The following is a 26,884-nucleotide window of genomic DNA, read 5'->3' on the forward strand; positions in this document are numbered from 1 at the left end:
AGCACCCACAACACCGGGCTCACGGTGATGCAGTCCGCGCTGGCCGTTATAGGTATGCGTAAAGCAGCTGGCACCGGCGTTGATGGCGGCGATGCACTCATCGTAGGTGGCATCGGAGTGGCCGATGCAGGTCACGACGTCCTTTGCGCTCAGAGCCGCGGCGTAAGCGGCGGCGCCGTCACGCTCGGCCGCCATAGCGCTCTTGACGATTCGACCGCCGGCGGCCTCCTGCCACTCGTCAAAAACTTTCTCGGACGGGTCGATCAGATAAGCAGGGTTCTGGGCGCCCACATGCTTCATGGTAAAGAAAGGGCCCTCCAGGTAGATGCCCTGAATGCGAGCACCGCAGAAGTCGGGGCCACGGCCCTCGTCCGCCTGAGCGATGGCGGCACAGGCGTCCTTGATCTGCTCCACGCCGTCGGTAAAGGTCGTAGGCAGCCAGCTGGTGGTACCGCGACGAGCGAGCTCGGTCGAGCTGATGTCGATGCCCTCGGGATCGTTATCGGTAGTCGAATGGTTATAGAAGCCATGGATGTGGGTGTCCACCATGCCCGGCGCAATCCATGTACCCGAATAATCTTTGATCTCACAAGCGGGCTCATCGGCCTGCCAAGCGCCAAAGACGCCATCTTCGACCATGAGGTAGCCGCCCAGCTGCGGCCCCGCCGGCAAAAAGAACTTGTCGGCCTTGATAGCATACGTGCTCATCTATGCTCCCGTACCCGCAGTGCGTTTTAGGGCGGATCAAAAAACCACTGCATTGTTAATCCGAGCGATTGTTCGTTGCCTTCTACCACTTGGCGCATTTTGCACCCGCCGCAAAACACACCAAGCCGTTTATTTCCAATAACTCTAGACTGCGCGGTTGTGGTAGACCTTGTATTTAAACTGGTCGGCGCGCGCAACCGAACGCGTATACTCGATAACCTCGTTGTTCATGTCATATGTGGTACGAATCAAATCCAGAACCGGTGCGCCTTCGGCAATCTCGAGCAGACGGGCGTCGGAATGGCGGGCGATACTCGCGTAGAATTCTTCCTCTGCCACGCGAACTTTCTCGTGAAAGTCCTGCTCGATCATGTCGTACAGCGATTTGTTCTCGATCATGGGGCGCTTAAGCGCAAAGAACTTGCGACTCGGCAGATATGTACACTCAATCATCAGCGGCACACAATCGGCAATACGCAGGCGCTTGATCTTGTACAGACGCTCGCCAAGACGCGCGTTCATCTCTACGGCAATATTCTTGTCAGCCTCGACCTCGGTAAACTCAAGAATCGTCGTCTTGGGCACACGGCCGATCGCCTTCATCTGCTCGGTAAAGCTATAGATTTGCGAGAGGTTTGCCGTTTGCAGAGAGCGGTCGCACACCATGGTTCCACGGCCGCGCTGACGAACCACCAGGCCCAGGCGCTCAAGCTCCTGCAGGGCAAGGCGAACCGTCGTACGCGATAGCCCGTAGCGTTCCGACAGGTCACGCTCGGACGGCAAATAGTCGCCGGGTCGAAGTTCGTGATCGATTTTATCGGTCAGCAAATCGACGAGCTGATCGTACAGAGGCTGTTTGCGCGCTCCCATTGCCATGATGATACCTGCCGGATAAATGACTCGAAATTGGTTGTAACCAGACACCACGTACTATAGCAGTTTTAACGGAATAACAGCAGGTCAACCAGCACATTGCAATATTGTTTACCGGTTAATTGCCCGTGTACTGTAATACCAATCGCACCGCCTCATCAAGTATCGAGGTAGCAAAAAGGGCCGCCCCGCGGAGCGGGACGACCCTTTGCAAGACACGTACGTCTCTAAGGCTTAGAGAAGCTTCTTGAGCTCCTCGGCAACAGCCTGGACCTGCGTACCGATGATGACCTGGGTAGCACCCTTGTCCATCTTCATAACGCCCAGAGCGCCAGCCTTCTTGCAGGCAGCCTCGTCGACCAGAGCGGAATCGCCGAGCTCGAAGCGAAGGCGAGTAGCGCAGCAGTCAACGGTCTTAACGTTCTCCTTGCCACCAACGGCAGCGAGAACAGCGGCGGCCAGAGCGGCGAACTTGTCGTCGCCAGCAGCGGCAGAAGCGGAGGTTTCCTCGACATCCTCATCCTCGCGACCAGGGGTCATGAGGTTGAACTTGGTGATGGCGAAGCGGAACACGAGGTAGAAGACCAGGAAGGCAGCGATGCCCAGCGGGATGATCATCCAGGTGTTGGCAGCAGCCGGGAGGCTAGCGGAGAACAGGAGGTCGGTAGCGCCAGCAGAGAAGCAGAAGCCAGCACGGAAACCAACATAGTAGGTGATGATGGTGAAGATGCCGTACAGGGCAGCGTACACAACGTAGAGCGGGAAGCACAGGAACATGAAGCCGAACTCGAAGGGCTCGGTGACGCCACAGACGAAGGCGCAGATGGCGGCGGAGACAACCAGGCCGATAGCAGCCTTCTTGTTCTTAGCGGTCTGAACTATAGCCAGGGCAGCGCCCGGGATACCGAACATCATGCAGGGGAAGAAGCCAGACATGTACATACCGAGGCTCCACTTGACGTCGGCAGAGGTCTCGCCAGCCCAGAAGTGGGTCAGGTCGCCAAGGCCGATGGTGTCGAACCAGAACACGTTGTTCAGAGCATGGTGCAGACCAGTCGGGATGAGCAGGCGGTTGAGGAAGGCGTAGATGCCAGCGCCGATGCCGCCCATAGCAGCGATACCCTCGCCCAGAGCGACGAGCGCACCGAAGATGAGGGGCCAAGCAAAGAGCAGGACGACGGAGACGACGATGCAGATGACGGCGGTCATGATGGCGACGCAACGCTTGCCGGAGAAGAAGGCCAGCCAGTCGGGAAGACGGGTGTCCTTGAACTTGTTGTAGCAGGTGCCACCGATGATGGCGGACAGGATACCGATGAAGGAGTTACCAGCGATCTTGGAGAACGCGATGCCCTCGGTAGTGGCGAGCCAAGCGGTCTGGGCGTCGGCATCCATACCACGGATAGTGCCAACAACGGCAGGGTTCAGGAGCTGCTGAATCATCAGGAAGGCGACGAGGCCAGCGAGGCCAGCGGTGCCATCGTGATCGTCGGCAAGGCCGACAGCGGCGCCGACTGCGAACAGCCAGGCCATGTTATCGATAAGAGCACCGCCTGCCTTGATGAGCAGGAAACCGGCGGTATAGGCAAAACCGGTAGTGTCACCGGCAGCACCCATGACTGCGGGAGCGAGCAGGTAGCCCACGCCCATAAGAATACCTGCGACGGGAAGCGCCGCGACGGGAAGCATCAGCGCTTTGCCGAGCTTCTGGAGGTACTTCATCATATGGTATCTCCTCCAACCTTTCTTTCGTTGTTCACCAACGAGTTCCATGTCCGCGCCTTGTGCATACCGGCTTCTCCGCTTGCCGGCATTGGTGCGCAAACTTAGACAACCCAGTCCCTATTTGGGGTTGCTGGTATGTACGGTAGCACACACTCAATTCAAACGTCCACCACATTTCGTTCAAATTACTATTTCGTTGCCAAACGGTTATTTTTGGCCCGTAAACGGTAATTTACGCAGGTAGAAGTGCTGCGTTTCTTTCATTAACAAACTAATTCTTAGCAATTTCCATTCGATTTCGAATCAAAATTGGTTACTACCAGATGAACAGTGGTACCACATTGTTACTACCAGTTTGGCCGAAATCGTTTTCACTTTACATGAATAAAGTCTCCAAGAATTTGTATATTAAACCCCTCCTACTCCCTCTTCCCCGCCCTTTCCTCCAACGCAAAAAGCCCCCTAGAACGATGTCCGTTCTAGGGGGCTTCAGCAGATATTTCGGCTTCGTACTCGAAGGCTCAGGCAATCTTTACGCAAACAGGCCGTAGATGCTGATATTGGCCTTGGCGTAGAGGCCGTTGGCGTACTCGGTCCACTTGGAGCTGGCGCTCGAAGCCTGCGAAGAGTACTGCTGGTAGGCGGTGTAATAGGCGGTCATGGCCTGCTTATAGGTAGCGCTATCGGCCGTAAAGGCATCGTCGGCAAAAGCCTTAGCGTAGGTGCTATCGGCGTCCTTCCAGGTGCCCTTCTTGCTATCCCACTCGTCACCGGCAAGGTTGATGATGTAATCGGCGTAGTCCTTGCTCGCGGTGTCCTCGTTGCCGTCAGAAGGCTCGGTCGGAGCGATCGGCATGCTTGCGGAGCTATCGCCCACCTTCTTCTTGTAGAGCTTCTGCAGCGTCGCGGACTGGCGGACGATCTGCTTGGCCTGGTCCTTGGACACGCCATACTGCGTGGCCATGGTCTTGTAGTCCGAAGTGCCGATAGAATCCTCGGCGTACTTCTTCATCTCCTTAGAAGAGACGGTGATGCCCTCGTCCTCGGCGGCGTCGAGCAGGATCTTGTTGCGCACGTAGGACAGGATGACGTCGGCAGAGGGAGCGGTGTAGTTGCCATCGCTATCCTTGACGGTATCAAGGCTGTACTGGCTCTCGATGGCCTCGCGCGCGGTGATGTCGCTCTTCTTGCCGTTGTAGCTGTAGCTTGCCACGGTCGAATCGAGCTGGTCCTCGGTGAGGGTCGCCGAGCCAACGCCCTTGCCGCCAAAACCACCGTTGCCGATAAAGAAGCCGACCACAGCAGCGATCACGATGGCGACCACAAAGGCGGCAATCATCGTCTTCTTATGCTTGGATGCGCTGTCGTCCACGTCGGAGTCATCGTCCTCGTCCTGCTCCTCAGGCATGAGGTTCTCGTCGGCGGCATCCGCGGCAATCTGAGCCTCCAGGCGGGCGTCCTCCTCCTCGGCGGTCGTGCCGGCAGCAATGTGCTCGGCAGACGTACCTGCGACCAAATCGATCTTCTCGTCCTCGTCACCGTCGGGGCCTTCGCCGCGCTCGATGATCTGGATGCCGTCGATCTCGTCCTTTTCGTCCTTCTTTTGAATCAGACCCATATCAGTTACTCCTTGTTAAGAAACATAGTCCTCAATAGAATACGCCCGACAGAGCGCCGGGCGTATTCATTCTCAGGTTATCCGCAAACACTTAAGTACCGCTTAGGCGTTTGAAAGCCGTATCCCCTTAGGCAAGATGCGCGATAACGGCATCGGCAAAGGCCTGCGTGCCCACGGCGCCCTCAATGGAGCCGGTCTGGGCACGACGCACGTCACCGGTAACCTGCTCGCCCTCGTCGAGCGTGGCAGATACGGCGGCGCGAATGCGATTGGCAGCTTCATTCTCGCCCAGATGATCGAGCATCATGGCGGCAGACAGAATCTCGGCCGTGGGGTTAGCGATATCCTGGCCAGCGATATCGGGCGCGGAGCCGTGCGTTGCCTCAAAGATGGCACAGTCGGCTCCGATATTGGAGCCGGGGGCCATGCCAAGGCCGCCCACAAGACCGGCGCACAAGTCACTGACGATATCGCCATACAAATTGGGCAGGACCAGAACATCGAAGTCGTTGGGGTTCTGAACCAGACCCATGCAGGTGGCGTCGACGATCTTGTCGTTGAACTCGATATCGGGATAGTTGGCAGCCACCTCGCGAGCCACGCGCAGGAACAGGCCGTCAGTCGCCTTCATGATGTTGGCCTTATGCACTGCCGTCACCTTTTTGCGGCCGCAGCGGCGAGCATACTCAAAGGCGTACTCCACAATACGGCGGCTCTTGGCGATGGAGATGGGCTTGATCGAGATGGCGGAATCCGCGGCGAAGGTTTTCTGACCCGAGCGCTCGACAAGCTGTGAAAGCTCCTCGACCTCGGCAGCGCCTTCGTCGAACTCAATACCAGCGTAGAGGTCCTCGGTGTTCTCGCGCACGATAACCAGGTCGACATCGCGGAAGCGCGAGCCATCGCCCGGTTGCGACAGGCAGGGGCGCACGCAGGCGTACAGATCGAAGTACTTACGCAGGGCAACGTTGACGCTGCGGAACCCCGTACCGACCGGCGTGGTGATGGGGCCCTTGATGGCAACTTTGGTCTGGGCGACGGCATCGAGCACATGCTGGGGCAGCGGCGTGCCAAACTCGTCCATGACGCCGGCACCGGCCTCCTGGACGTTCCAATTGATCTGGACACCGGCGGCCTCGACCACGCGGCACATGGCCTGCGTAATCTCGGGACCGATACCGTCACCGGGAATCAGGACTACATCGTGCGCCATAATCTGTTACTCCTCGTCTTCGGCGTCATCAGATTTTTTAACGCTAGCACGCTTCTTCTTTTTGGAGAGATCCAGGCCAAAACGTTTAACAAGCATTTCGCAAATCTCGCTCGAACGGGCCTTGAGATAGCTGCCCTTGCCGTTCTCGGCATCGAACTTAAGGCGCAGCGCAAGCTTCTCGGCGATCTCGGCATCGATCTCGCCTTTGCCAAACTCGTACAGGCAGCCGAGCATATCGCGATACTCGAGGTCACCGTGGTAGCACTGGATGGCCTCGTCCAGGATGGGCCAAGCCTCGCGCGAACGCTCGACGCTCGTGGCACCCCACACGCACAGCAGGCGGAAGGCGGCATAGCGCAGCGTGGAGGAAATCTCGTCAAACAGTGCGGTCTCGGCGCCCTCAAAGGCATCGCCCAGCTGGTCGGGGCAGGTGGTGGCGAGCGCCGCCAGGGCATCGAGGGCCTCCCAGCGAGTCTGAGCCTCGGGCCGGTCGAGCGCCTCGATCAGCGCGGGCACGCAGGGCACGACGCGCTGCGGGTCGCGCTCGGCAAGCAGGTGCAGCACGCGGGCGGCAAACTGGCGGATACGGCGCGTGGGGCAGCCGAGCTCCTGGACCAAGCGGTCGACGGTGTTCTCGTTCTCCTCTGCCAGCTGAAGCTGTGCCAGCTCCTCGTCGGTGAGCTGTTCGTCTTTGTTTTCTGCCATAGTTACCTCTTCTTACTATTTCTTAGTGTGCCTGCCAGCACCCTTGCTGTCATCGGTGACCGAGATGAGCTGTCGGTCAGCCGCGCCATTGCGACGCGCGCGGCGGCGCTCCTCGGCGTCTCCTGCGTCGGCGGCGGCGCGATGAGCCTGGTTGACGTTAAAGACCTCATCGTGCTTGCGCCACGGACCAACGGACTCGCCAAAGCTCATCTTAAGGCCGGCGATAAAGCCGCCAAGCCAGCCGATCGGCGCAAACTGCACCAGCGGGAACAGCGAGAACACCCAGGTCAGCAGGACGACTGCCGCCGCTCCTGCAAAGTTGGCAATCCAGTAGTCGCGCTTGGTGACGACGCGCTTTTCGCACGCCCACTGGCCGCACAAAAAGCCAATGTAGATCGCAAAGAGAAAGAGCACTAGTGCAAGCACCACGAACGTCCAGCTCATGGGCGCTACTCCTCGTGATGGTGGCCGCAGCAGCACTCGTGGCCGTCGTCATGGCCGTGGCCGCCGCAGCACTCGTGGTCCTCGCCATGGTGGTGGCCACAACCGCACTCGTGGTCGTCGCCATGCTCGCCGCAACCACAGCCTTCCTCGTGAGCACCATGCTCCTCGGGACGATACTGCGACCAGTCCAGACCGGCGGCAATGGCGTCGGCCTCCTCCTTATAGAGGACATTGATGGCCTGGGTACCCAGCTTGGCACCACCGATGGCGTCGAGCATGTCATAGAGCGTAAAGGCCACGTCGGCGCCGGGCAGTGCAAGCTCGCGGTCGTCGGCATAGGCGAGCGCCAAGCGCAGGTCCTTGATGAAGTGCTCCACCATAAAACCGGGCTTGTAGTCGCCGTCGAGCGCCTTGGGCGCCAAGCTCTCCATGGCACCGGACTTGCCGGTGCCGCCCAGGATCATCTGACGGGTCTTCTCCATATCAAGGCCGCTCAGCTCGGCAAACGCCAGCGCATCGGCCATGCCAACCATGCAGGCGCCCAGCGACACCTGGTTGGCAAGCTTGGCAGCCTGGCCCTTGCCGGCGCCATCGAAGCAGCAGATGGTTGCCGCAAAGGTGGAAAGGATATCGCGGACCGGGGCAATGTCGTTCTCGGTAGCGCCCACGATAGCCGTAAGCGTGCCGGCGATAGCACCCGACTCGCCGCCGGTGACGGGGCAGTCAAACGCCATGCGGCCGGAAACCTGGGCGGCCTCGGCAATGTCGCGCGCCAGCTCGGGCGAGCTCGTGGTGAGGTCGATTAGGACCGCACCGGGCTTAGTGCACGCGAGCAGACCGTCGCCCGCCAGGTAGAGCTCCTCGACCTCGGAGGGATAGCCCACCATGGTAAAGACGACATCGGCGTTCGCCGCGGCATCTGCCGGCGTATCGGCCCAGACGGCACCGCGCTCAACAAGCGCTGCAGCCTTGGACTTGGTGCGGTTGTTGACCGTGACGGGATAGCCAGCGTCCAGAATGTGGCCGGCGATAGGGGCACCCATGATTCCGGTGCCGATAAATGCGACAGAGAGCTTGTTTGCCATGAAACCTTTCCTTTTGGGTTGGGTGTTATTACCAGGTTGAATACTCGTTGCCAGCGTTTGGGCTGTGAGTCGAGGGCAATTACGGACGCAGCGCTTGTCTACTGGCCGCGCACGCGGCGGGCGATGCGGTCGGAAAGCGACGCCTTGTCGGTGCGGTTCTTGCCCCAAAACGCGCAGGCCACCATGCCGGGGCCCACGTGCGAGCCGATGGTGGGGCCCACGGAGCTGCGAATGATCGTGACGTCGGCGCAGCCCTCCTCCTTGCGGATGGCGGCTTCGAGCCAGTCACCGTCCTTTTCGGCATCGGCCGTCATGATGGCGATGGGCATGGTGCGATCGGGCACGTAGTTCTCGCGGAACGACTTGAGGATGGACTTGAGCGCCTTCTTGCGGCCGCGGTTGACGCCAATCAGCGACAGCGAGCCGGCAAGGTCGTAGGAGAGCTCGGGCTTGACGTCGAGCTTTGCCGTGAGCTGCGCCGCCGCGGGCGGAATGCGGCCGCCGGCAGCCAGCGCATCGAAGCTCTCGAGCGTAAAGTAGCCGTGCACGTAGGTCTTGGCCTCGTTTGCCCAATCGACCAGCTGCTTGGCAGTCAGTCCCGCCGAACGCTGGCGCACGGCCTCAAGCGCCAGGAGCTCGCCGGTCGCGCAGGGCAGAGCGTTGTCGACCACGTAGAGCTCAAAGTTGGGATACTCGGCGCGCACGGCATCTGCCGCCTGGCACGCGGAGTTGTAGCTCGACGACAGCGCCGAGGTAAAGCACAGGTAAACCGTGGGCGTGCCCTCTTTGGCGCACTCGGTAAAGAACTCGATATAGCGACCGAGCGACACAGCCGAGGTGGACACGCGGGCACCGGCGCGCATGCGGTCGTAGAACTCCTTAGGGCTCATGCTCGACCAGATGTCGTCCGTGCGCTCCTCGCCATCGATAATGAAAGGGAAGCCCAAGATATCGACATCGAGGTTCGCGGCGACCTCGGGGTTAAAGTCGCAGCAGGTATCGACGACGATACGGCAACGGTCCGAATGACCGGCGGATGCGGCCTTGTCCATCAAAGCGACTCCTTACGTAAAAAAGGCGGCCACCCGCATGGGATGGCCGCCAACCGTTAACTCATGCAAGTTAACGTATTTTACTCGTCAAGTGTTTCGATGCGGGGCTTGATGATGCCATATCCACCATTCTTACGGTGATACACCACATTGATGAGGCCAGTCGTCGCGTTCTCGAACACGTAGAAGTCGTGGCCGAGCAGATCGGTCTGCACCAGCGCCTGCTCCTCAGTCATCGGGGTGACATCGATGACCTTCTCGCGGACGAGCAGGTCGTCGTCCTCCTCGGGCAGCAGCAGGTCGGCCAGATCCTCGACGCGCTCGACCGGTGCGACATCCGCGGCGCTGGCACCGCCCTGGCGGTTGTCCACAACCTTGGTCTTGAACTTGCGCAGCTGGCGGGTGACCTTATCGGCGGAGAGATCGATGGCGGCATACATATCTGCGCCGTGCTCGGCGACGCGAATCACAGAGCCGCGGGCACGAACCGTGACCTCGACGATTGCCGGGTTGGGGTTCGAGGGGTTCTTCTCATAACGAAGCACGACGTCGACTGTCATGGGCTCGATATCGAAAACCTTGAGCGCCTCGCCGATCTTCTCGTCCACATGCGCACGCAGAGCATCGGTTACCGTCGTCTTGCGTCCAGAAACCTTGATATCCATACGTGGCTCCAATCTGCCTCGGGGACTTACTGTACTGGCTATGTACCCATTGCCGTGCATTTAATCACCCGAATTCCCAAAGGCCCGAATAACGACTGCTTGATACCGCATACCGAAGTCTCGCACTTTTCCGCGGCAAAGTGCGCTATATGAGGGCGTCGGCGGAGTTGGTTTTTCTCCTGGAAATTGCCCTTGAGCTGCTGGTTTTATCAAAATTGAAAAGCCGGGCTCCCCTATGGGGGAGACCCGGCCATGCGTGTTGAAACCGTGAAGAAGCGCCTTGTTCAATGTATGGCAGGCGCCACCCCTACCAATAACTAGCTATTGAGCTTGTTGATGTCATCGTCGGTGATGGCGCCCTCCTGGCTAGACGACGGGCTGTCGCCGTTGTTATCGGAGGTGTCGCCATCGGAGGACTCGGTCTCATTGGACGTGGATTCGGATGCCTGCACATTGGCCCCCGAAACAGTCTTGGCGGTAAGGTCATAGGGCATTTGGCCGTACCAGACGCAGTGGACCGCCTCGAGCGTGCCGTCGACCGTGATGTCGTCGAGGGCATCGCCCACGGCACGGCACAGCTCATCGTTAGAGCTAAGGCCTGCGACGCCAAGCGTGGAGGGCGTCTCGAGCGTGCCGACACAGGAGATCTGGCTCATCAGGCGCGCGAGGTAACCACCGGCCGTGGAATCACAGATCACGTAATCGACCTCGCCCGACTCGAGCGCCTCGAAGCACTCGTTGATGTTGGAGAAGGTCTTTTGGTTGGCCGTGATGCCCTGCTTGGCGAGCGCTTCCTGCGAGGCCGAGAAGGTCTGAACGCCCAGGGTAGCGGTGTTAAGCGTTTCGGTGGAAACGCTCAACGACTCGCCGTCACTGCTCTTGCCGAATACGGCGGGGGCGTCGTACAGACAGGTGCCAAGCGAGCTGATATCGCCGTCCGTAGAGCTGACGTCGCCAATGAAGATATCGGCCTTTTTATCGCTGAGCGCGGAATCGGCCGAGGACGCATCGACAAAGGCGACCTTGAGACCCATGCGGCATGCGAGGGCACGAGCGGCATCGACCGCATAGCCCGTGAGGTTTCCGTCAGCATCCTGCATGGCTTGCGGGGCATCGGAAGTATCGAGGGCGACCGTCAGGGTTCCCGGCGTGACCAGGGCATCGTCCGATACCGTGGGGGTAACGGTCTCGCGCTCGATCTGGTCGATCGTGGGCGTCGTGAACGTGGACAGTGGATTGAACGCGCACCCACTCAGGCCCAAAACGGCAATGACCACCGCGGTCCCAGCACCCAACCGAGTCGCATGCATCAAGCTGCCCCTCACCATGTCCGCTACCCTGCTTTCTGTATCGTATACGATCCGTGCCCTGCACGGAATATCGGGTTGTTCCCACCAGCTGACCTGGTATTTGACCCCACACTTGCGCACCGGGGCGTTTGCTCGGGAGGCCGCAGCCACCTTCACGACTGGCCCGCTCGCCCGCGAGGCGGTATTGCCCCAAAGAAAGTAGAACGGACGGTACGGCTTACATCTAGGACGCGCCATGATCGCGCCGCGCGCACGCGGTCGCTTACGTGGATCCCTTTGACCGCGTCTGTCTTGGACTTGGATGGGCGCATTGCCCGTCCGCAACCACAGCCTGGCGGGAACGTAGCGCATTATAGCTAAGTTCAAGCTAAAGTTTAAGGTTAGGTCGTCATTCGCACCGCGAGTACAGATTTCGCAGGTCGAGGCGGGCAGCACACGGCGCTCTTCATCGGGATGGAAGTCCCTCCAACTGATGTGACCCATATGCCGGCGCTCGGCGCGCATCATGCGCAGCGCCGAGGCGCCGGTCAGGATCACAGAGGCTGCCAGTTGCTCGCCTGCCGGCTCGACGCGCCGCGCAATCTTCACTGCCACAAAACCACCCCTACCAAACGCGTGCGATAGCGAGGCCATCGACGGCTTTGGCGCCGGCGCGCTTAAGCTCCGCCGAGGCCGCTGCCATTGTCGCGCCCGTGGTAATGACATCGTCGATGAGCAGCAGACGGCAGCCACGTACATCCTCGACCGTCTCGTACATGTCCCGGGCATGTTCCCGGCGCTCGGCGCGACCGAGTTCGCGCTGGTCGCCATGACCGTATTTGACCAAGGCGTCCAGCAATGGCACGCCCGAAAGATCGCAAAACGAGCGCGCGATTGCTTCCATGTGATCAAATCCACGCCGCCGAAACGCCGCCGCAGTCGCGGGCACAAATACCACCGCGTCGACACCGGACAGCACGCCGCTGTAACGGTCGGGGGCTGCTGCCTGGGCATGCAAGGCGGTGTCGTAGAGCAGCTCTGCCAGATACGGTGCCAGACGGCGCTCTCCCGCATCCTTGTATGCCTTGATGATGCGCGGCAACGGATGTGCATAGACAGCGCACGCCAGGCAGCGATCGAGGGCCTTAGCCACCGCCGAAGACGCACCCTCGACCGAGCACTCGGTACACAGCAGGTCTCCAAACGGAGCGCCGCACCTCGTGCAGCTGTGGCGCGGATCGACAAGCGTGAGCGACGCCAGGCACTCCCGACAAATAAGCGCACCGGCACGCTCGCAACCGGCGCATCGCGTGGGCGAAAGAACCTCGAGTGCCTCATGCGCCGCGCGCTCGGCAAACGGTAGCAATTCATCCGCAAACGGCAAGATGCCGGCACTCCGTAAGCGGCTCAAACCATTCAGACAGTTATTTATGACAAAACCCTCCCTACGCTTGGGCGAAGGGAGGGTTGTCGATTCAGTGCCATGATACCCCGTTGCACTTGGGGTCAGACAAGTCGAATCCGCTTGCGGGCGCTATTCTCCGGCAGGCGGTTGCGGTGCGGACGAGGTGTGGGTCGAGCCTTCGCCACCATCCTGGCGCGGCTTGCGAGAACGGCGACGGCGGCGGCGCTTCTGACTCTGGTCGGCCGAACCCTCGCCACTGCGATCCTCACGCGGTTCGCGCTCGTCGCGAGCACCGCCGCGCGAAGCCTTGGCGGCAGCTCCTCCGCCATCGCCGGGGCGACGGCGCGTGACCTTGACTTCACCATCCGAAACCTGATCGGCCACAGAAGGAACCGAGGGTTTCTGCTGCGTGCCCGAGGAATGGCGACGGCGCGGACGCGGCGCGCGCTCCTCCTCGCCACGTGGCCTGCCAGCCTTGTCGGCAGGCGCGTCGGAGGCCGAGGCGCCCTTGGGAGCGGCACCGGCCTCGCGAGCGGCTGCGGCGCGGAAGGCATCCTCGCGCTCCTCGCTCGACAGGTGGCGGCGACGACGGCGCGTGGGGTTCATGCCGCCGCCGCGGTTTTGCTGCTGGGGCTGCTGAGCCTCGCGCTCGCGAGAGGCGTTCTTGCCCGTGGTCTCGCCGTTGTCGACGGACGCCGCGCGCTTGCGGCGACGACGGCCGCCGGCCGCCTCCTCGGCCTCGGAAGCCTCGGCCTTGCCGCGGCCCTTTCCGCGGCCACGACCCTCGCCCTGGCCCTGACCGGCACAAGCATCGGATTCGGCATCGCGACGACGGCGCTTGGGCATCGACGTGCCGGCCAGACGGTCGGCACTCGACAGGCCATCGCCCACGTCGACGCCGTTCTCGCGATCGAGCTCCATGAGCGCCAGGCGCATCTCGGGCGACTCGATGCGCTCGAGCACATCGCGCGTCACGCAGTCGGGGCGGCAGCTGCAGCCCTGCTCGGCGGCCTTCTTTTTGCAGCCCTCCGAGCACGTCATATCGGCCAGGTTGACCTTAAAGACTTTACCGTTCTCCAGGCGCAGCACCAGCTGCTCACGCGGCGTGTCATATTCCTGGATACGCGCCTTGCCGAGCGGCGTATCGATGAGCGTCTTCTTTTTGGGCGCACGGCTCTTAAAGTCCTTGTACGCCTCGAACTCATAGCGCAGGCAGCACATCAGGCGGCCGCACACGCCGCTGATCTTAGACGAATTGAGCGGCAGGTCCTGCTCTTTTGCCATGCGAATCGAGACGGGCTCAAACTGTCCGCCAAAGCGCGTGCAGCAGAGCTCCTGTCCGCATTGGGCATAGCCGCCCACCAAGCGGGTCTCGTCGCGCACGCCAATCTGGCGCATGTCAACGCGAATGTGCAGCGTCGAGGACAGGTCCTTGACGAGCTGACGAAAATCGACGCGCTCCTCGGCCGCAAAGTAGAACACGGCTTTCTCGCCGCCAAACAGGTATTCGACACCCACCGGCTTCATCTCGAGGTCGAGATCTTTGACCAGACGGCGGAAATCGACCATGGCCTCATCGCCCTGGATGGCCAGGTCGTCGGCAAGCTGCAGGTCGATATCGCTCGCCACACGCAGCACGGGCTTGAGCGGCTGACCGATCTCGTCTTGCGGCACCTCGAAGGGATCGGCCGTGACCAGGCCGATCTCGGTTCCGCGCTCGGTGGAGCAAATGGCATAATCGGCCTCGAGGATATCCAGATCCTGCGGGTCAAACCACAGGTCGCGCGAGGCGTAGGTAAACTTAACGGGTACGACTAACGGCATTTCAGTGCCTTCCTGATATCGAACAGCATGACCTCGATGGCCAGCTGGGGAGTAACGTTTCTGGCAATGTTGCGCTCGGCGGTCGCGACCGCCTCGAGCGCCCGGGTGGCACCCGCAACATTCGTCGCGGCGGCAAGCCGCCCGATTGTGTCGCGCACGTCCTCGTTCACAATGTCTGCCGCCTCATCCTGAAGCGTCAGCAGCACGTCGCGCATGAGCGTCCGCGCGCTCGCCAGCGCTTCCATGATACCCGAACGCTCGCGCGCGTTGAGTTCGCGCTTGTTGCGGTCCTCAAGCTGCTTCAATGCTCCACGCGACAGATAATCGGCGTTTTGCTCGAGCACCTTTTCCTGCGTGGACTTGACCTCGGCGAGCGGAGCCTTAACGGCGACGATGAGCGACTTGGCGCGGCTGAGTACATCGGCCTCGTCGGCGGCGATGAGCGAATCGATGGCGCGGACCATCTGGCGGCGAGCATCCTGACGCTCGGCGCTCTTGAGGAACTCGATGCCGCGCGTGGGGCTCCCCGCCACGGCGACCGCCATGCGACAGCGTGCGAGATCCTGGCCTGTCGCGCGGCTCACGGCCTTCGTGGCCACGGCGGGCGATACCAGCCGAAACGGCACGCACTGGCAGCGGCTCACGATGGTGGGCAACATCACGTCTGCCGAGGTGCCCAGCAAGATAAACATAACGCCCTCGGGCGGCTCCTCGAGCGTCTTGAGCAGTGCGTTGGCGGTGTTGGCGCGCAGCTGCTCGGCACGGTCGATGATGTAGACCTTGGCCTTGGCACGGATGGGCGCCAGCGGCACGTCGTCGAGCAGCTCGCGGGTCTGGGCGATGAGGTAGCCCGTGGCGCTCTCGGGCGTGTAATAGTGCACGTCGGGGTGCGTATGGCGGGCGACACGCACACAGCTATCGCATGAGCCGCAGCCGTCCTGCTCGCACAGGAAGGCTTGGGCGAGCGCCCAGGCGGCATCGAGCTTGCCGGCACCGGGAGCGCCCAAAAACAGGTAGGCGTGCGATGCGCGGCCGCTGGCGACGGCGTTGGTCAAAAAATCGCGTACGCGCTCTTGGGTGTCGAGCTTGGCCAGCAGGCTTGCCTGAGCGGGGGCCATGTTACTCGGCCTCCTGGGCAAGCGTGGCGGTGACGGCGTCCTGGGAAATGTCGAGACCGTACGCGCGAACCTGCTCGACCGTCTGCGCGAAGACGTCCTCGATGGAAGCGGTGGCGTCGATGAGCTTCACGCGATCTGGCTCCTCGGCGGCAATGGCACTAAATCCCTGGTAAACGCGCTCCTGGAACGCCATGCCCTTGGCCTCCATGCGGTCGACCGCACCACGGGCGGACATGCGCAGCGCCGCCTGCTCGGGCGTGATGTGATAGACGAGCGTGAGCGCCGGGTGCGTCCCCGCGACAGCAAGGTTGTTGGCGTCGCGCACCATCTGGCGATCGAGGCCGTCGGCAAACGCCTGGTAGCAGGTCGTGGAATCATAGAAGCGGTCACACAGGACCACTTTGCCGGCCGCAAGGGCGGGAGCTATGACCTCGTGCACCAGCTGGGCGCGTGCGGCCTCGTAGAGCAGCAGCTCGCAGGTATCCCCCATCGCCGTATTGGCGGGGTCGAGCAGCAGGGCACGGATCTTTTCACTAATGGCGGTACCACCCGGCTCACGCAGGGTCACGACCTGGTAGCCAGCGAGCTCGAGCGCACGGGCCAGCAGGCGCGCCTGCGTGGACTTACCGGCACCATCGACGCCCTCGAGCGTGATAAAGCTATGTTGAGCGGGCTCAAAAGCCATGGGCGCAGCCCCTTCCTACAAGGCGCGTAAATGCAGATATATCAACCAAATCATGATACCCCAGGGGCAGGCGCACCCCAAATCCAACCTAGTCATTGGGGACGTTCTTAATTGACTGGTCGTTTAAGAACGTCCCCAATGACTAAAGGTGCCTTTCCAAAGTTGCGGTGAAATAGGGACTGACTGAAGCTCTAAGACCGCCAAACAGCCCCTATTTCACCGCAACTTATGATGGGGAATTTTGGACGCTGGGTATAATCGTCGTATTGTATTGAAATGTGGCGAAAGGAGTGGCAATGTCTCGGTATTGCGCCTCGTGCGGCAAGCTTCTTGCAGATGATGCCAAGTTCTGCACCTCGTGCGGTGCGCCCGTTGAACAGATAGCCGCGGGCAATGGCCAACCCGCGTTTGAGCAGACCGGCTCCCTCGATACGCCGCAAGCCAAGGCGGACGATCCCCTCGCTTATCGCCCCGACCCCGCTGCTGCCCCCGCAGCGGTCGAAACGACACAGCGTATGCCCGTCACGGGTACCTCAACCCAACAGCGACCGGCGTCTGCATACGCGCCTGCTTCGCCACAGACCCCCGCTCCCAAAAAGAGCGGCACCGGGGCGCTTGTCGCCGTTATCGTTGCGCTGGTGGCAATCATCATCGCCCTGGTCATCTTCTTTGTGATCAAACCGTTCGATAACTCCGCCACGCAGACGACTGCCGAGGTTGCCAAGCTGCACCACGATGTTGACGATGATGACCTCAAGCCTCTCGGCGACCCCAATAGCCTTTACGACGATGACGATGACGACGAGGACGAGGCTGGCGGCGAAGCAACCCTCTCCGAGCAGAACCTCTACCGTCGCCTGAGCGAATACTACGACCTGCTCGAGGACCTCGATAGCCAGGTCCGCGCCTGCGCGCAGGCCTTCAATGGTAGCTATCTGGAAGAAGATCGCACCACCCGTCAAAATCTCGCCGACGTCGCCGAGCGCACGGAGGAGACCATCGAGCAGTATTGCGATATCGTCGAGGACCTGGACGTCCCCATGAGCTCCAAGAACTACCACTCCTGGAAAGACATCATTGCCCTGTATGACGACCTTGATCACCGCATCGACGCGATCTGCGATGCCTGGGAGATCAGTCTAAAGTACGCAAAGCCCTCGGACCATAAGGACGAAATCGTGGCGCCGCTGGCACGCGACAACGAGCCAGGAACCAGCAGCAACAAGTATCGCTTGGACTTTGAGGACCGCTATCCCAGCGCCAAACCCGTCGAGGTGAACTAGCGTTTTGTCGTTCCCGAGCTGGCAGTTAGGGACGTTCCTAAACTGCCGGCAGAAAAGGAACGTCCCTAACTGCCGAACTGCCGAGCAAAAAAACGGGCGAGGATCATGGGACCCTCGCCCGTTTTTGTTTTGGGCAATGTTTCGGCTGCGCCGCTACTTGCTGGCGGCCGCCTTCTTTGTGGTCGTCTTTTTCGCGGCAGCCTTCTTGGCAGTCGTCTTCTTCGCCGTGGTCTTCTTCGCCGTACTCGCCTTGGTCGTCGTCTTGCGGCCGCGGGCGGGCTTCTTCTCCTTGGTCGGGCAGTCCATGTTGACGCAGATGCGCCACGGACCGCGCGCCGTGTTGACCACCACGATGGGAGCGCCGCACTCGGGACAGGTCTCGCCCGTCGCCTCGAGTTTGCCACGCGCCGGCAGCGGATAGCTCACGCCGCAATCGTCATAGTTGGTGCAGCGGATAAAGCGCTTGCCACTCTTCTCGCTCTTGTGCGCGATCAGGTCGCCATGGCGTCCGGCCTCGGCACACACCTTGCACTCGCCCACCTTAAGGTCGGGTTCGTAGTTGGTGGGGCACGTGGGGTTCACGCAAATCTCGAAAGCCTTCTGGCGGAACGGCTGGCACTTAATGCGCGGCGCGCCGCACTCGGGGCACACGGCCGCCTCGCCCTCGAGCGGGCTCACCTTGACGCCGCTCGGCACCGGATAGGTCACGTCGCAGTCGGGCCAGCCCATGCAGCCGATAAAGCTGCCGCGGGTCTTGGCGCTCGTCTTCATAACGAGGTCCTTGCCGCACTTGGGGCAGGCGCCCACGCGCGCATCGGCCGTGACGGCATCGCTGATGGCGTCGCCCAGCTCCTGCGTATGCTTGAGCAGCTCATCGAGCACGCCGGCCAGCAGCGCGCGCGAGTGCGTCACGACATGCTCTTCGGTATCTTCGCCGCGCTCCACGCGGGTCATGTCGTCGTCGAGCTCGCTGGTCATATCGGGGCTCGTGATGCGCGGGGCAAACTGCGACAGTGCATCGATGATGGCGATACCCAGCTGACTCGGCTCCACGGGATCGTTTTTGAGGTAGCGCACGGCGTACAGGCGCTCGATGATGCTCGCGCGCGTGGACTTGGTGCCCAGGCCACGCTTTTCCATCTCCTGCACGAGCTTGCCCTGGCTGTAGCGTGCGGGCGGCTCGGTCTGCTTGGCCTCGAGCTTAATGTCGAATACGTCCACCGTGTCGCCCTGCTCCAGCGGCGGCATCTGCTCGTCGCGCTTGAGTCCGTACGGGTATGCCTCGCGGAAACCCGGGGTCACGAGCACATCGCCCGAAGCCACGAACGGCTCGCCGTTCACGTCGAGCTCGAGCTTGGTGTTCTCGATGGTGGCGGGGCCCATAAGCGTCGCCAGGAAGCGGCGAGCGATGAGGTCGTAGAGCTTGCGCTGGCCACCGTCGAGCATGGACGGATCGCCCTCGCCCGTGGGGTAGATAGGCGGGTGGTCGGTGGTCTCGACCTTGCCGCGCGTGGGCTTCATGGGACCGGCGAGCACCTTTTTGCATACGGGCGCCAGCGCCGGGTTGATCTTTGCCAGATCGCTCACCACGGCGCCCAGATCGAGCGTCGCGGGGTACACGGTGTTGTCGACACGCGGATAGCTGATAAGACCCGCCATGTAGAGGGACTCGGCGATGCGCATGGTGCGTGCGGGCGAGATGCCCTCGGCCGCAGCGGCAGCCTGCAGCGAGGTGGTCGCAAACGGCGTGGGCGGCTGCTGCTTGCGCGAGCGCTTGGTCACCGCGGCGACGGTTGCCGTCTTGGCACCGTCCACGTGACCGTACGCCATCTCAGCAGCATCCTTGTCGGTAAAGCGCGCCGTCTTGTGCGCGATCTTAAAGCGGTCGTCCTCGGCAGCAGCCTGCGCGGCAGCCATGCCGCGAATCTGCCAGTAGTCCTCGGGCACAAACGCCATGCGCTCGCGCTCGCGCTCGACCACCAAGGCGAGCGTCGGGGTCTGCACGCGGCCGGCAGAACGCACGTTGCCAAAGCCGCCAAACTTGGCGAGCGTCAGGTAGCGCGTGAGCACCGCACCCCAAATGAGGTCGATGTGCTGACGGCTCTCGCCGGCATCGGCCAGGTTCTGGTCGAGCGAGACGAGGTTATCAAAGGCCTGCGTGATCTCGGCCTTGGTAAACGAAGAATACTGGGCGCGGGCAACCGGTAAGTCGGGCGCAACCTCGCGCACCTTGTTGAGGGCGTCCGAACCAATCAGCTCGCCCTCGCGATCGAAGTCCGTGGCGATGATGACGCTGTCGGACTTCTTGGCAAGGTTCTTGAGCGAGCGAATGAGTTCTTTCTCGGCCGGCAGCTTGATAACAGGCGCCCAGGTAAGGTAGGGCAGGCTCTCGAGCTTCCAGCCTTTGATGGAGATACCGTCGGCAAGGAACGGTTTGCGCTTGGTGTCATAGGGCGGACGCGCCAGGCCATCGGGCATGTCGGCCGGCAGCATCTCGCCGTCCTCGGTGACCGAATACCAACCCAGCTTTTTATCGAACAGCACGCTGTCGCAAAAATCGGGCGCAAGGATGTGACCGGCAAGGCCGATTGTCACGCACTCCTCGCCCTTCCACTCAAAACGGTAGATGGGGGTGTTGTACACCTTGTCCTTTTTGGGCTTACCCGTGGAAAGACGCTCGGCGATCTGACGCGCGGCGTCGTTTTTCTCGGCGATGATGAGCTTCAAAAGAGGCTCCTATCTCGTGTGTCTGCGGCTGCGCCCGCACGTACGACGGCCGACTTACGCCCTTGTTTGTTCGATCTGCCCGATGAGCCAATCGCACCAGGCATCCATGCCCTCGCCCTTGCGTGCGCTCACGGCAAACCGCGGCGCTTGCGGATTGAGGTCATCGAGTGTCTTAGTATACCTATCCATGTCAAAATCGAAAGCCGGGGCCACATCGACCTTGTTGAGCAGCTGTGCGCCAGCGTGCTGGAAGATGCCCGGGTACTTAATGGGCTTGTCGTCGCCCTCGGGCACCGAGAGAATCATGATGGACAGGTTCTCGCCCAGGTCAAAGTCGACCGGACAGACCAGATTGCCCACGTTTTCGATAAAGATAACATCGATGTTTTGAAGGCCCACTGCCTGGTCAAACGCATCAACGGCCTCCATGATCATGTTGCCCTCGAGGTGGCACAGACCGCCCGTGTTGATCTGAATGGCGGGCATGCCGGCTTCCTTCATGGTGATGGCGTCGACATCCGAGGCGATATCGCCCTCGATGACGGCACAGCGCAGGCCGGCTTTGTCGCGCAGGCGCTCGTTGGTGCCCAGAATCGTGGTGGTCTTACCAGAGCCGGGACTCGACAGCACATTGATCACATAGGTGCCTGTCTCTTTGAATCGCTGGCGCAGCTGATCTGCCAGGCGCTCATTGCGCGACAGAATTGGCGATGCGATATCAATAGTTTTCTCGGCCATACTCGGCACTCCTTACTTCCACCATTTATACCCCGTCCCCAAATGGCAGGCTGGTTAATTGTCGGGGGTTTCGATCTCGATGCTGGCGATGTCGAGCTCGCGGCCATGCAGCAGGCGCACGTTGGTGCCGCCACACTGAGGACAGCGGCAATGGAAGCGGTCGTGCTCAAAGACCTCGCGGCAGTCCAGGCACTCGCTTTGTGGATGGACTTCCTCCACGGCAAGCTCGCAGCCGCGCGTGAGCATGTCCTCGTCGCGAAACGTCTCCCACGCAAAGTCGAGCGCCTCACGCACAACTTCGGTCATATCCCCAATGCGCAGCGTTACCAAAACAGCGCGCGAGGCCCCCGCCCCACGCGCCGCGCGAATCACTGTATCGAGTATGCCGTTGACAATGCCAACCTCGTGCATACGGATTTACTCCTCGTCGTCGTCCTCGTCGTCGTTCGAGAACAGATCCAGACGGCTCACAAACAAGCCTTCCTTGCCATCGCGCGCGGTAATGACCACGCGGGCGATGGCGAGCGAAATCTCGTAGAGCGAGAGCAGGGCGCCATACATGAGACCCAGTGTAACGGGCGAGCCGTCGGGCGTAATCACAGCCGAGCCCGCAAGCAGGCCAACGTATACGTAACGCCAGGCACCGCGGAAGGCCGCATAGGACACGATATGGAAGACAGACAGGTAGAAGATGATGAGCGGCAGCTCAAACGCCACGCCAAAGCCGATCATAAAGAGCAGCTCCATGTTGACGTAGTTCTCCAGATCGGGCAGCGCCGTAGCGACGGCCGAGGTTTCGCCGATGAGCCACTCAAAGCCCGCAGGGATGATGATGAAGTAGCAAAAGATTGCGCCCAGGAAGAACAGCACCGTCGAGGCGAGCACCGTGGGCACAACCCACTTGCGCTCGTTGGGGCGAAGCGCCGGCAGGAAAAACGCCAGAATCTGCCAAATGATCATAGGCGTGCACATGACAACGGCCATCTTGAGAGCCAGCGAAAAGCGCAGACCAAAGCCGCCGAGCGTGGTGGTGATGTAGAACTTACCGTCCGGCACAAAGGAGCGGATGGGGTCTTCCAGGATGTCGAGCACCACGGGCGTGGCGAAATACAGCACGATGGCGGCGGCAAAGACTGACACGACCACGATGGTCAGGCGACGACGGAGCTCACCCAGATGATCGAAGAGCGGCATGCGCGCAGGTCCGATAGGCATTACTCATCGCCTCCCTTCGGGGCATGGGCGGCAGCGGCGTCGTCCTCGGCCTCGAGCTCGCGAGCGAGCTGGTCGACGACGGCCTTGCGCTTGCGGGGACGACGGGCGTAGAGGTCAGCCGTCGTGGGCTCTGCCGGCTCGGGCTCGGGCTCCGGTTCTGCAACAGGCTCGGGCTCGACGGCGGCAGCGGCAGACTCGGGGCCCTCAGCCTCACCAGCAGCACCTTCGTCCTCGGCAGCACCCTCACTCGCGGCCTTCTCGGCGGCAAGGCGGGCACGGCGCTCGGCAAAGGTCTCCTTCTTTGCGGGCGCGGCCGTCTCGACGGCATCCTCGTCCGCATCGGAATCGTCATCGACGGCAGCCTTCTTGGGCTTGACCGGAGCCGAAGCGGCCTCGCTTACCGGATCGATAATCTCGGACTGAACAACAGCCGTCATCTTTTCCTGCGTCTCGCGGAACTGACGGATGGCACGGCCGATCGTGCGGCCCATCTGCGGGAGCTTATCCGGGCCAAACAGCAAAAAGCCGAAGACCACGATGATCGCGAGCTCACCCTCTCCAATACCAAACACACATACCTCCAAGGCTCGATGTGAGTCGAGCCCGCACCGCGCCATTCGGCCGGAACTCGTCTATTCATTCGGTCAAGTATAGCGCCCGGACGTCAAAACATCCGAGCGCATCACAAACATATACCAAACGGCACGCCCTTTTTGGGGCAGGGCTTATGCCGCCGTAATTGAAATCTCCTGGTCGACACCCAGCAACTGAACCACGCGCATCACCGGGGGCTGCACGTTGACGCAGCCAAACCGCTTGTCGTGATCGGCTGCGTGGTGCGCGGCGCCCACAAGTACGCCAATACCTGTCGAGTCGATATAGCTCACCTGGGCAAAGTCGAGCTCAACGGCCTCGGTTGGCTGCTCGAGCGCCAAGTCGATGGCGTTACGCAAGCTGTCGGCGTTAGAGATATCAATCTCACCGGTCACCCTGATGGTGTAGAGCTCCGGCGTGGGGTTGGTGGAAATACCCAAATCCATGTATACGCTCCTTTGCGTATCGAGAGTGCGGATAGTACTGGATGCGGATTTGCGGGGCCCTACGCGTTAGGCGCGCTCGGCACGAGCAAGCTCGGCAGCGACGAGCTTGACGGCCAGCACCAGCACGTCGAGTGCGGCCTCCAGGTCCTCGACCGTGGGATAACTCGGCGCGATGCGGATGTTGGTGTCGCGCGGATCCTTGCCATAAGGCCAGGTGGCACCTGCCGGCGTGAGCTTGACACCCAGGTCGGCGCAAAGCGCGGCGACCTTTTGGGCCGAGCCCTCGGGGCCATCAAAGCTCACAAAGTAGCCGCCGCGGGGATGCGTCCAAGTAGCGCAACCCGTATCGCCCAGGCCCTCAGTGAGCTTGCGCTCGACGGCCTCAAAGCGCGGACGCAAGAACTCGGCATGCTTTTTCATGTGCTCCTTGACCGCCTCGATGGTGGGAAGGAAGCGCACGTGGCGTAGCTGGTTGAGCTTGTCGGCGCTGATAAGACCGGCCTTCAGGCGCTTGGAGAACTCCGCGATGACCGCGGGACTCGCACCGATAAAGCCGATGCCCGCGCCCGGGAAGGTGATCTTGGACGTCGAGGCGAATGCCACCACGCGGTCCTCGGTACCCGCCGCGCGGGCAAGATCGAAGATGTTGGCGAGCTCGTCGGTCTCGTCGTACAGGTCGTGCACGCAGTAGGCGTTGTCCCAAAAGATGCGAAAATCGGGCGCGGCCGTGGGCATCTCGACCAAGCGGCGCACGGTGTCCTCGCTAAAGGTGATGCCCGTGGGGTTGGAATACTTGGGCACGCACCAGATGCCCTTGATGGAGTCGTCGGCGGCAACCAGGCGCTCTACCTCGTCCATGTCGGGGCCGCTGCCGGTCATCGCGACGGGGACGTTCTCGATACCCAGGTCGGCGGTGATGCCAAAATGACGGTCGTAGCCGGGAACCGGGCACAGGAACTTGACCTTCTTACCGTCGTGCGCGGCCTCATAAGCCTCCCAAGGCTCGCTGCCGCACGAGCCGCAGCGCCAGAACATACCGGCGATATCGTGCTCGATCAAAAGGCTCGACGAACCCAGTACGAGCGTCTGATCGGCGGGGCAACCCAGGAACTCCCCCGCCAGCTTGCGTGCCGAGGGAATGCCCTCAAAGCAGCCGTAGTTGGAGCAGTCGACGTTACCGTCGTGCAGATCGGCGTCGGCATTGAGGATATTGAGCATGGGGCGCGAGATGTCCACCTGGGAGGGCGACGGCTTGCCGCGCGCCATGTCGAGCGCCAGGCCCTTGGCCTTGACCTCGGCAACCTCGGCTTTGAGCGCCTCGATGGCGGCATCGAGTTCGGTGGTTTCCATCTTCTGGTAGATCGTCTGCATGGGTGCGACCTTTCGCAAAGCGGGACGTTGCAGTTTGTCTAAGTATAGACCGCTACCGCCGCAACGGTATGAAGCCGTGATAGATTAAGTCCATCGCAATGAATTACGATATCCACCGTATGACCCGTATAGCCGCATGGCACATCCAAGGAGGCAGTATGGAATACGGCTCTTTTCAAGCCGAGGAGTTCGGAGACCTGCAGCGTCTGGTCGACGGCTTGTTTTATGACCGTAAGGCCATTGACCGCCTGGATCTAATCGTTCAGGCGGAGATCTTGGACCTGGCGCCCGATCTCATGGAAATCGTGAATCTTTTGCCGCCCGGCCACTACGACCGCCAATCGCTTTGCGACCAGCTTAACTCGGCCCTTGCCGCCCACGGCTGGGGTGCCGTCTACGGCACCGTGGAATAAAAATGGCAAATAAATGAAATGCCGTTTGTGACAGTGCTCACAAACGGCATTTTTTCACACGAGGGCATCCGGGGCATGTCCGGCCCCGGTTTTCGCGCTCCTACTCGTCCTTGGGCGAAGGGTGCTTGCAGACCACGCTCATGTAGATCATGCCCAGCACGGCCGCGGTAACAGAACCGGCAAGAATGGCGGCCTTGGCGGCCAGAACCTCGAACTGGGCCGTCGGGAAGGCGAGGCCGCTGATGAGGATCGACATGGTAAAGCCGATGCCACCCAAAATGCCCACGCCGGCGATCATATGCCAGTTAACGTTATGAGGCAGCTCGCAAGCCTTAAGCTTGACCAGGGCAAACGTCACGCCAAAGATACCGATCGGCTTACCCAGCAGCATGCCAAAGTACACGCCGAGAGTCACCGGGTCGGTAAGCAGCACGCTCATGTCCACGCCCACAAGGCGAACCTGCGCGTTGACAAACGCAAAGATCGGCAGGATCACAAAGTTGACCGGCGTGGAGATCAGGCGCTCCATGCGGATGAGCGGCGGGGTCACACGGTGCATGACACGCTCGACCTTGGTAGTCGAAAGGGTAAAGTCGTGCTGGCCCAGGATGTGCGCCTCGTCGTCGTAACGGTCGTCGAGCAACGGCAGGTACTCGCCAAGCCAATCGGTAAGGCTATCGAGCTTAACACCGCACTTGGCCGGGATGGTGAAGGCCAGGATGACACCGGCAAGCGTGGCGTGCACGCCGCTCTTAAACATGCAAAACCACAGCAGCAGACCAAGCACCGAGTACGGGGCAAGGCGATAATGCTGAGTTTTGTTGAGCCACACAAGTGCGCAGGTCACAACTGCAGCGGCACCCAGCCAAAACGGACTGGGGCTCTGGCCGTAGAAAATGGCAATGGCGGCGATGGAGATGAGGTCGTCGGCGATGGCGAGCGTCGAGAAGAACACGCGCACGCCGTTGGGCACGCGATTGCCCAAAAGCGACAGCACGCCCAGCGCAAAGGCAATATCGGTTGCCATGGGGATGGCCCAACCGTTGCGGGCGCCGGCATGGTTAAAGATCAGGTAGATGCAGGCGGGAACGACGACGCCGCCCACGGCTGCCAGCATGGGAAGCATGGCCTGACGCGGATTCTTGAGCTCGCCGACCGTCATCTCGTACTTAAGCTCAATGCCCACCAACAAAAAGAAGATCGCCATGAGAAAGTCGTTGACGAAAAGCTCGACGGTGAGGCCAGCCGTAAGGTTGCCCAGACCCACATACAGCGGGGTCTCCAAAAAGTGATGGATAGCCTCGTAAACATCGGTGTTGGCGCAGATAACGGCGGCGATGGCGGCGATGACCATGACGGCGGCGGAAATCGTGCCGTTCTCGGCGATGCGCTCCCAGATGTCATGACGTTCAAAGCGCTTGCGCTCACGAACGTTGAACAGCTGCTCAGTTGCTGCCATGGGCGGCTCCTTTCACGGGAAAGCTCCCGTCTTAAAAAAGCACGGCCCGCCCAAGTGGCGGCACCGCGCTCCAACGTATTACGCTTGCATCTAGCCTACCCTGCACGACAAGCACGAAGGCGTGGCCGAAAAGCGGAACCACAGGTTGAACATTATTTGCCCAACGGTACGGGCGCCCCTGTCCAATAGAGGACGCGGTCCCGCGCACAAAAAACGACCGGAGCGCGGG

General features: G+C 61.2%; 25 protein-coding genes. 2 read left to right on the forward strand and 23 right to left on the reverse strand.

The genetic code is table 11. From position 1 onward, the window contains the following. The 15 genes from ACTQZF_RS04955 to tmk form a co-directional block, all read right to left on the reverse strand. Nucleotides 1-708, reverse strand: a 708-nt coding sequence (locus ACTQZF_RS04955) for an N-acetylglucosamine-6-phosphate deacetylase (protein ID WP_441554697.1), incomplete at its 3' end; no start/stop codon positions are given. 144 nt (nucleotides 709-852) lie between these two features. Further along, nucleotides 853-1,584 (reverse strand): GntR family transcriptional regulator, encoded by a 732-nt coding sequence (locus ACTQZF_RS04960; RefSeq protein ID WP_427718969.1) that lies wholly within the window; start codon nucleotides 1,582-1,584, stop codon nucleotides 853-855. 231 nt (nucleotides 1,585-1,815) lie between these two features. Next, complete coding sequence (locus tag ACTQZF_RS04965) at nucleotides 1,816-3,306, reverse strand: PTS transporter subunit EIIC (RefSeq protein ID WP_441554698.1); 1,491 nt, start codon at nucleotides 3,304-3,306, stop codon at nucleotides 1,816-1,818. Nucleotides 3,307-3,838: 532 nt separating this feature from the next. Then, complete coding sequence (locus ACTQZF_RS04970) at nucleotides 3,839-4,924, reverse strand: hypothetical protein (RefSeq protein ID WP_427728600.1); 1,086 nt, start codon at nucleotides 4,922-4,924, stop codon at nucleotides 3,839-3,841. A 127-nt stretch (nucleotides 4,925-5,051) separates the two neighbouring features. Next, entirely contained in the window at nucleotides 5,052-6,137 is a 1,086-nt protein-coding gene (locus ACTQZF_RS04975; RefSeq protein ID WP_441545399.1) for an isocitrate/isopropylmalate dehydrogenase family protein, read from the reverse strand. Between the two features lie 6 nt (nucleotides 6,138-6,143). After that, nucleotides 6,144-6,842, reverse strand: coding sequence for a hypothetical protein (locus tag ACTQZF_RS04980; protein ID WP_427718960.1), 699 nt, complete (start codon nucleotides 6,840-6,842; stop codon nucleotides 6,144-6,146). A 15-nt stretch (nucleotides 6,843-6,857) separates the two neighbouring features. Continuing rightward, nucleotides 6,858-7,286 carry a hypothetical protein gene (locus tag ACTQZF_RS04985; RefSeq protein WP_427728604.1) on the reverse strand — a complete coding sequence of 143 codons (429 nt, stop codon included), beginning with the start codon at nucleotides 7,284-7,286 and terminating at the stop codon, nucleotides 6,858-6,860. 5 nt (nucleotides 7,287-7,291) lie between these two features. Then, nucleotides 7,292-8,371 (reverse strand): NAD(P)-binding domain-containing protein, encoded by a 1,080-nt coding sequence (locus ACTQZF_RS04990; RefSeq protein ID WP_427718955.1) that lies wholly within the window; start codon nucleotides 8,369-8,371, stop codon nucleotides 7,292-7,294. Nucleotides 8,372-8,469: 98 nt separating this feature from the next. Then, a complete protein-coding gene (locus ACTQZF_RS04995; RefSeq protein ID WP_427718953.1) occupies nucleotides 8,470-9,423 on the reverse strand; it encodes a DegV family protein in 954 nt (317 codons plus the stop codon). Nucleotides 9,424-9,503: 80 nt separating this feature from the next. Then, the gene (gene hpf / locus ACTQZF_RS05000) at nucleotides 9,504-10,088 is read right to left on the reverse strand and encodes a ribosome hibernation-promoting factor, HPF/YfiA family (protein WP_055285508.1); all 585 of its coding nucleotides are present in this window, start codon (nucleotides 10,086-10,088) and stop codon (nucleotides 9,504-9,506) included. A 317-nt stretch (nucleotides 10,089-10,405) separates the two neighbouring features. Next, nucleotides 10,406-11,398, reverse strand: coding sequence for a substrate-binding periplasmic protein (locus ACTQZF_RS05005; protein WP_441554738.1), 993 nt, complete (start codon nucleotides 11,396-11,398; stop codon nucleotides 10,406-10,408). Nucleotides 11,399-12,002: 604 nt separating this feature from the next. Continuing rightward, a complete protein-coding gene (locus ACTQZF_RS05010; RefSeq protein ID WP_441554699.1) occupies nucleotides 12,003-12,761 on the reverse strand; it encodes a ComF family protein in 759 nt (252 codons plus the stop codon). A gap of 150 nt (nucleotides 12,762-12,911) precedes the next feature. Beyond that, nucleotides 12,912-14,606, reverse strand: a complete 1,695-nt coding sequence (locus ACTQZF_RS05015) for a PSP1 domain-containing protein (RefSeq protein WP_441554700.1) — start codon at nucleotides 14,604-14,606, stop codon at nucleotides 12,912-12,914. Next, on the reverse strand, nucleotides 14,597-15,724 hold the full coding sequence (locus tag ACTQZF_RS05020; RefSeq protein WP_441554701.1) for a DNA polymerase III subunit: 1,128 nt from the start codon (nucleotides 15,722-15,724) through the stop codon (nucleotides 14,597-14,599). The genes ACTQZF_RS05015 and ACTQZF_RS05020 overlap by 10 nt, the downstream gene beginning before the upstream one ends. 1 nt (nucleotide 15,725) lies before the next feature. Next, nucleotides 15,726-16,409: a dTMP kinase gene (tmk, locus tag ACTQZF_RS05025; RefSeq protein ID WP_427747986.1), complete on the reverse strand. Its 684-nt coding sequence runs from the start codon at nucleotides 16,407-16,409 to the stop codon at nucleotides 15,726-15,728. Between the two features lie 296 nt (nucleotides 16,410-16,705). Here tmk and ACTQZF_RS05030 point away from each other — a divergent pair, with 296 nt between their 5' ends. Beyond that, entirely contained in the window at nucleotides 16,706-17,692 is a 987-nt protein-coding gene (locus tag ACTQZF_RS05030; RefSeq protein WP_441554702.1) for a zinc-ribbon domain-containing protein, read from the forward strand. A gap of 153 nt (nucleotides 17,693-17,845) precedes the next feature. On the opposite strand, the gene ACTQZF_RS05035 is transcribed toward ACTQZF_RS05030, so the two are convergent. The 7 genes from ACTQZF_RS05035 to ACTQZF_RS05065 form a co-directional block, all read right to left on the reverse strand. Further along, nucleotides 17,846-20,419 (reverse strand): DNA topoisomerase I, encoded by a 2,574-nt coding sequence (locus tag ACTQZF_RS05035; RefSeq protein ID WP_441554703.1) that lies wholly within the window; start codon nucleotides 20,417-20,419, stop codon nucleotides 17,846-17,848. Nucleotides 20,420-20,473: 54 nt separating this feature from the next. Further along, nucleotides 20,474-21,157 (reverse strand): hydrogenase nickel incorporation protein HypB, encoded by a 684-nt coding sequence (gene hypB, locus ACTQZF_RS05040; RefSeq protein WP_152068470.1) that lies wholly within the window; start codon nucleotides 21,155-21,157, stop codon nucleotides 20,474-20,476. A 54-nt stretch (nucleotides 21,158-21,211) separates the two neighbouring features. Further along, entirely contained in the window at nucleotides 21,212-21,568 is a 357-nt protein-coding gene (gene hypA, locus ACTQZF_RS05045) for a hydrogenase maturation nickel metallochaperone HypA (RefSeq protein WP_152068469.1), read from the reverse strand. 6 nt (nucleotides 21,569-21,574) lie between these two features. Next, the gene (gene tatC, locus ACTQZF_RS05050; RefSeq protein WP_427718932.1) at nucleotides 21,575-22,372 is read right to left on the reverse strand and encodes a twin-arginine translocase subunit TatC; all 798 of its coding nucleotides are present in this window, start codon (nucleotides 22,370-22,372) and stop codon (nucleotides 21,575-21,577) included. Next, the gene (locus ACTQZF_RS05055; RefSeq protein WP_441554704.1) at nucleotides 22,372-22,944 is read right to left on the reverse strand and encodes a twin-arginine translocase TatA/TatE family subunit; all 573 of its coding nucleotides are present in this window, start codon (nucleotides 22,942-22,944) and stop codon (nucleotides 22,372-22,374) included. The genes tatC and ACTQZF_RS05055 overlap by 1 nt, the downstream gene beginning before the upstream one ends. A gap of 153 nt (nucleotides 22,945-23,097) precedes the next feature. Continuing rightward, nucleotides 23,098-23,412 (reverse strand): STAS domain-containing protein, encoded by a 315-nt coding sequence (locus ACTQZF_RS05060; RefSeq protein ID WP_154515032.1) that lies wholly within the window; start codon nucleotides 23,410-23,412, stop codon nucleotides 23,098-23,100. 66 nt (nucleotides 23,413-23,478) lie between these two features. After that, complete coding sequence (locus tag ACTQZF_RS05065) at nucleotides 23,479-24,783, reverse strand: aminotransferase class I/II-fold pyridoxal phosphate-dependent enzyme (protein WP_441554705.1); 1,305 nt, start codon at nucleotides 24,781-24,783, stop codon at nucleotides 23,479-23,481. Between the two features lie 158 nt (nucleotides 24,784-24,941). Between ACTQZF_RS05065 and ACTQZF_RS05070 the strand changes: the two genes are divergently transcribed. Beyond that, nucleotides 24,942-25,196 carry a hypothetical protein gene (locus tag ACTQZF_RS05070; protein WP_154515036.1) on the forward strand — a complete coding sequence of 85 codons (255 nt, stop codon included), beginning with the start codon at nucleotides 24,942-24,944 and terminating at the stop codon, nucleotides 25,194-25,196. Nucleotides 25,197-25,296: 100 nt separating this feature from the next. Here ACTQZF_RS05070 and nhaA read toward each other — a convergent pair whose 3' ends face one another. Further along, the gene (nhaA, locus tag ACTQZF_RS05075; protein WP_154515038.1) at nucleotides 25,297-26,655 is read right to left on the reverse strand and encodes a Na+/H+ antiporter NhaA; all 1,359 of its coding nucleotides are present in this window, start codon (nucleotides 26,653-26,655) and stop codon (nucleotides 25,297-25,299) included. Nucleotides 26,656-26,884 lie beyond the last annotated feature (229 nt).

Origin of the sequence: Collinsella sp. LCP19S3_H3 (assembly GCF_052119145.1) — a bacterium.
In the GTDB taxonomy this organism is placed as follows: Bacteria; Actinomycetota; Coriobacteriia; order Coriobacteriales; family Coriobacteriaceae; genus Collinsella.

What these genes read in the sequence shown, in the direction of transcription:
- ACTQZF_RS04960 (WP_427718969.1), bottom strand. Translation starts at nt 1,584, where the DNA reads ATGGCAATGGGAGCGCGCAAACAGCCTCTGTACGATCAGCTCGTCGAT.
- ACTQZF_RS05015 (WP_441554700.1), bottom strand. Translation starts at nt 14,606, where the DNA reads ATGCCGTTAGTCGTACCCGTTAAGTTTACCTACGCCTCGCGCGACCTG.
- hypA (WP_152068469.1), bottom strand. Translation starts at nt 21,568, where the DNA reads ATGCACGAGGTTGGCATTGTCAACGGCATACTCGATACAGTGATTCGC.
- ACTQZF_RS05070 (WP_154515036.1), top strand. Translation starts at nt 24,942, where the DNA reads ATGGAATACGGCTCTTTTCAAGCCGAGGAGTTCGGAGACCTGCAGCGT.
- ACTQZF_RS04995 (WP_427718953.1), bottom strand. Translation starts at nt 9,423, where the DNA reads ATGGACAAGGCCGCATCCGCCGGTCATTCGGACCGTTGCCGTATCGTC.
- hpf (WP_055285508.1), bottom strand. Translation starts at nt 10,088, where the DNA reads ATGGATATCAAGGTTTCTGGACGCAAGACGACGGTAACCGATGCTCTG.
- hypB (WP_152068470.1), bottom strand. Translation starts at nt 21,157, where the DNA reads ATGGCCGAGAAAACTATTGATATCGCATCGCCAATTCTGTCGCGCAAT.
- ACTQZF_RS05065 (WP_441554705.1), bottom strand. Translation starts at nt 24,783, where the DNA reads ATGCAGACGATCTACCAGAAGATGGAAACCACCGAACTCGATGCCGCC.
- ACTQZF_RS04965 (WP_441554698.1), bottom strand. Translation starts at nt 3,306, where the DNA reads ATGATGAAGTACCTCCAGAAGCTCGGCAAAGCGCTGATGCTTCCCGTC.
- ACTQZF_RS04970 (WP_427728600.1), bottom strand. Translation starts at nt 4,924, where the DNA reads ATGGGTCTGATTCAAAAGAAGGACGAAAAGGACGAGATCGACGGCATC.
- ACTQZF_RS04975 (WP_441545399.1), bottom strand. Translation starts at nt 6,137, where the DNA reads ATGGCGCACGATGTAGTCCTGATTCCCGGTGACGGTATCGGTCCCGAG.
- ACTQZF_RS05020 (WP_441554701.1), bottom strand. Translation starts at nt 15,724, where the DNA reads ATGGCCCCCGCTCAGGCAAGCCTGCTGGCCAAGCTCGACACCCAAGAG.
- nhaA (WP_154515038.1), bottom strand. Translation starts at nt 26,655, where the DNA reads ATGGCAGCAACTGAGCAGCTGTTCAACGTTCGTGAGCGCAAGCGCTTT.
- ACTQZF_RS05060 (WP_154515032.1), bottom strand. Translation starts at nt 23,412, where the DNA reads ATGGATTTGGGTATTTCCACCAACCCCACGCCGGAGCTCTACACCATC.
- ACTQZF_RS04990 (WP_427718955.1), bottom strand. Translation starts at nt 8,371, where the DNA reads ATGGCAAACAAGCTCTCTGTCGCATTTATCGGCACCGGAATCATGGGT.
- tmk (WP_427747986.1), bottom strand. Translation starts at nt 16,409, where the DNA reads ATGGCTTTTGAGCCCGCTCAACATAGCTTTATCACGCTCGAGGGCGTC.
- ACTQZF_RS04985 (WP_427728604.1), bottom strand. Translation starts at nt 7,286, where the DNA reads ATGAGCTGGACGTTCGTGGTGCTTGCACTAGTGCTCTTTCTCTTTGCG.
- ACTQZF_RS04980 (WP_427718960.1), bottom strand. Translation starts at nt 6,842, where the DNA reads ATGGCAGAAAACAAAGACGAACAGCTCACCGACGAGGAGCTGGCACAG.
- tatC (WP_427718932.1), bottom strand. Translation starts at nt 22,372, where the DNA reads ATGCCTATCGGACCTGCGCGCATGCCGCTCTTCGATCATCTGGGTGAG.
- ACTQZF_RS05005 (WP_441554738.1), bottom strand. Translation starts at nt 11,398, where the DNA reads ATGCATGCGACTCGGTTGGGTGCTGGGACCGCGGTGGTCATTGCCGTT.
- ACTQZF_RS05030 (WP_441554702.1), top strand. Translation starts at nt 16,706, where the DNA reads ATGTCTCGGTATTGCGCCTCGTGCGGCAAGCTTCTTGCAGATGATGCC.